Genomic DNA, 3810 nt, shown 5'->3' with positions numbered 1-3810 from the left:
ATTATCAAGGATCCGCACCTGTTCAACGAGCAGAGCCTGTTCGTCGACCTGGAAGGGGTGTTGGGCTGCCGCCTCTATCTGAAGATCGAGGGGTTCAATTTCGCCGGTTCAATCAAGCTCAAGCCCGCGCGGGAGATGGTTGAGCGCGCCGAGCGGGAGGGGCTGATCGGCCCCGGCTCCGTCCTCGTGGAGTCCTCCTCGGGCAACCTCGGGGTCGCGCTGAGCATGATCGCCGCCAGCAAGGGGTACCGCTTCGTGTGCGTGATCGATCCGCGCTGCAACCCGGCAACCCGGCAACTTATGGAGTCGCTCGGGGCACAGGTGGACCTGGTCACCGAACCCGATCCCGTCGACGGCTTCCTCGGAGCCCGGCTCAACCACGTGCGGGACCTGTGCGCGTCCGACGAGCGCTACATCTGGCTCAACCAGTACACCAATCCCGGCAACTGGGGAGCGCACTACCGCTGGACTGCCCCCGRGATCTCCGATCAGTTCCCGGACCTGGACGTGCTATTCGTGGGAGCCGGGACAACGGGCACCCTGATGGGTTGCGCRCGGTACTTCCGCGAGCACCGGCCCGATGTCCGGATCGTCGCGGTCGACGCCGCAGGATCGGTCTCGTTCGGCGGCCAGCCGGCCACCCGCCTGATCCCGGGACTCGGCATGAGCGTGCGGCCGCCGCAGCTCGACGAGTCCTTGATCGATGACGTGGTGATGGTCGAAGAACTGGACACGGTGCGCGCCTGCCACCGCCTCGCGGCGGCAGGCTTCATGCTCGGTGGCTCCACCGGGACCGTGGTCCACGGCGCCACGTCCTGGCTCGCCGACCACGACGCCCAGGACCTGACGGCGGTGGCCATTTCCCCGGACATGGGCCGTCCCTACCTGGACACCATCTACAACCCTGACTGGGTGCACGATCATTTCGGGGCCGCAGCGCTGGCATCCGCCGATTTGACAGGGGCGACGGGCCGAGGGGCCGAGCCGGTGCCGGAGCCACAGCACCCGGCACGCGTACCGGTGGCCGCTTACGTGGCCACCGCCGCACTAGGGAATTTCCTGAAGTGAAAATGCGACTCGACAACCTGCAGGGGACTCCGCGTTCCACACCTCCCGTCAATTCCCCCATTCCTGAGACAACCGCCGCTCCGGCCGGGGACGGCTCTGCAGCCACGCCGGCCACGGGTGCGGACGTGGTCCTGGAGCGCCGGCTGGCGGATCTGCTCGCGTCGGTGGTGAAGAAGGACGATGTCCCCGTGGACGCCAACTTCTTCTACGAATTGGGCGCGGACTCACTGGTCATGGCCACGTGCCGGTGGAGGCCAACTTCTTCCAGGACCTGGGCGCGGACTCRCTGGTSATGGCGCRGTTCTGCGCCCGGGTKCGCAAGCAGCCGGACCTGCCAGCGGTGTCCATCAAGGACATCTACCAGAACCCAACGATCTCGGCGCTGGCCGCGTCGCTGGGTAGTACCGGCTCGTTGGCTTCGGGCAGCCCGGTCGTGGCAGGCACGCCGGCCTCAAACGCAACAACAACGGATACGCCATTGGCCGGCACACCTGCGGTAGCCTCTGCGCGGAAATCTCGCGGCGGGCGCTACCGCGCTCTCCCCGGGGAACGGGCACGGGCCAGTACGTTCGACTACGTCGTATGCGGCGTGCTGCAGGTGCTGATCTTCCTGGCTTACACTGCTTTGTTTTCGGTGATCTTCGAGAGTGGCCTGGGGTGGATCTGGGCAAGCCAGACTCCCCTTGAGGACTACCTGAGAAGTGCCGCCTTCGGGGCTGGCACCTTCTGGGTTATATGCACGTTTCCTATCCTGGCCAAATGGGTTCTCGTCGGCCGTTGGAAGCCCCAAGAGATCCGAATTTGGAGTCTAGCCTACGTGCGGTTCTGGTTGGTCAAGACGCTGGTGGTGACTAACCCGCTGGTCCTTTTTGCCGGTTCACCACTGTATCTGCTCTACCTGCGTGCTCTGGGAGCTAAAGTCGGGAAGGGCGCTGTGGTTTTCACCAGGCGGGTGCCTGTCTGCACTGACATGCTCACCATCGGTGAGCACACCGTCGTCGGCAAGGACACCTTCCTCCTCGGCTACCGAGCCGTCAGCGGTGTGATCCAGACCGGGTACGTGTCAATCGGCAAGAACGTCCTCATCGGTGAGAAGGCGGTGCTGGACATCGACACCTCACTGGGGGACGGGGCCCAGTTGGGCCATGCTTCTTCCCTGCACGCCGGTCAGGCCGTTCCCGCCGGCGAGCATTGGCACGGCTCGCCCGGGCGCCGCACGGATTCGGATTACCGTGCTGTCGCACCGGTTGAATGCCGCCCTTGGAAGCGGGCGCGGTACGGCATTCTCCAACTGATGCTCCATCTGGGCGTGACGCTCCCGTTGGCATTCGGCGGACTTGCATTGCTCCGCATTGAGGTGCCGTGGCTGTCGACCCTCCTGGCGGCGCCAGGGGCTTCGTTCACCGGCGCAGCGTTCTTCGGCCTCGTGCTGGCAACCTCCGTGATCGTCTTCTTCGGACGCATCCTCCTCAGTCTCTTTTTTGTCATGACTGTCCCTCGTGTGCTCAACCTCTTTATTAGACCGGATCAGGCATATCCCCTATACGGTTTCCGTTTCGCGTGCCACCGAGCTGTCGAGCGACTGTCCAATCGGCGTTTACTGCACACCCTCTTTGGTGACAGTTCCTACATCGCCCCGTACCTTCAGCGCCTTGGGTATAAGCTCGCCCCGGTGGTTCAAACCGGGTCGAACTTCGGCACGGAAATCAAGCACGACAATCCATACCTCAGCTCCGTCGGCCGCGGAACGGTGGTTGCCAGCGGCATCTCGATCGTCAATGCCAATTACTCCAGCACCTCGTTCAGCGTCTCTCGGACTTCGATCGCGGCCAACAGCTTCTTGGGAAATGAGATCCTCTACCCTCCGCAGTCCAAGGTCGGCCAAGATTGCCTCATTGCCACGAAGGCTCTCGTACCCATCGATGGGCCGGTCCGCGAGGGCGTCGGACTCTTGGGCTCACCGGCCTTCGAGATCCCCCGCACAGTGCTTCGGGACAGCGAATTTATCCGTATGGCCGGCGGCGATGAGTTCCCGCGTCGGCTCGCAGCAAAGAACCGGCACAATCTCGTCACCATCGGGTTGTTCCTGATGGCACGCTGGTTCCACGCCTTTGCGGTCACCTTCTTCGGGTTCTTGGCGATAGACCTAAACGACATGGTAGGAGCCGCATCAATCATACTGCTCACGGTGTCCACACTGCTGTTCAGTCTATTCTACGGCGCAATCATTGAGCGCGCATCCACGGGATTCAAACCCTTGAAGCCCAAGCACTGCTCGATATACGACATTGACTTCTGGCGGACGGAACGCTTCTTCAAGCTCGAAGCTGAGGTGAGTCCGCTCTTCAATGGCACGCCGTTCAAGGGCACGATCCTGAAGATGCTGGGTGTACAGGTCGGCAGGCGACTCTTCGATGACGGCGCACAGATGGCGGAGAAAAATCTCATCACCCTCGGCGACGATGTTGCCCTCAACACTGGGGCCTGGGTTCAGTGCCATTCGCAAGAAGACTACGCCTTTAAGTCCGACGCGATCACGATCGGTTCGGGCTGCACGGTCGGCGTCTCCGCGATGATCCTATACAGCGCGAAGATGGGCGACGGGGTGGTGCTCGCGCCGGACTCCTTCCTGATGAAGGGCGAGGAGATTCCCGCTTTCGAGCGTTGGGGAGGCAATCCTGCCGAAGCATTGCCCGCTTCGACCTTTGGCCGGCCGGTGCGGCCTCTCGGCACTGCCTTACC

At 63.0% G+C, this 3810-nt stretch carries 2 protein-coding genes; both read left to right on the top strand.

The window, feature by feature from the left end; all coding sequences use genetic code 11:
* The coding region (sbnA, locus tag AC1DFE_RS23925; protein WP_476908312.1) for a 2,3-diaminopropionate biosynthesis protein SbnA at window positions 1-1068 on the top strand (1068 nt) is incomplete at its 5' end.
* Window positions 1069-1408: 340 nt separating this feature from the next.
* A partial coding sequence (locus tag AC1DFE_RS23920; RefSeq protein WP_476908313.1) for a Pls/PosA family non-ribosomal peptide synthetase occupies window positions 1409-3810 on the top strand: 2402 nt, incomplete at its 3' end.

The sequence above is a fragment of the Arthrobacter sp. 05T423 genome, from assembly GCF_056396245.1.
The sequence above is the reverse complement of the archived record's forward strand: the minus strand, read 5'-3'. Positions and strand labels throughout refer to the sequence as shown.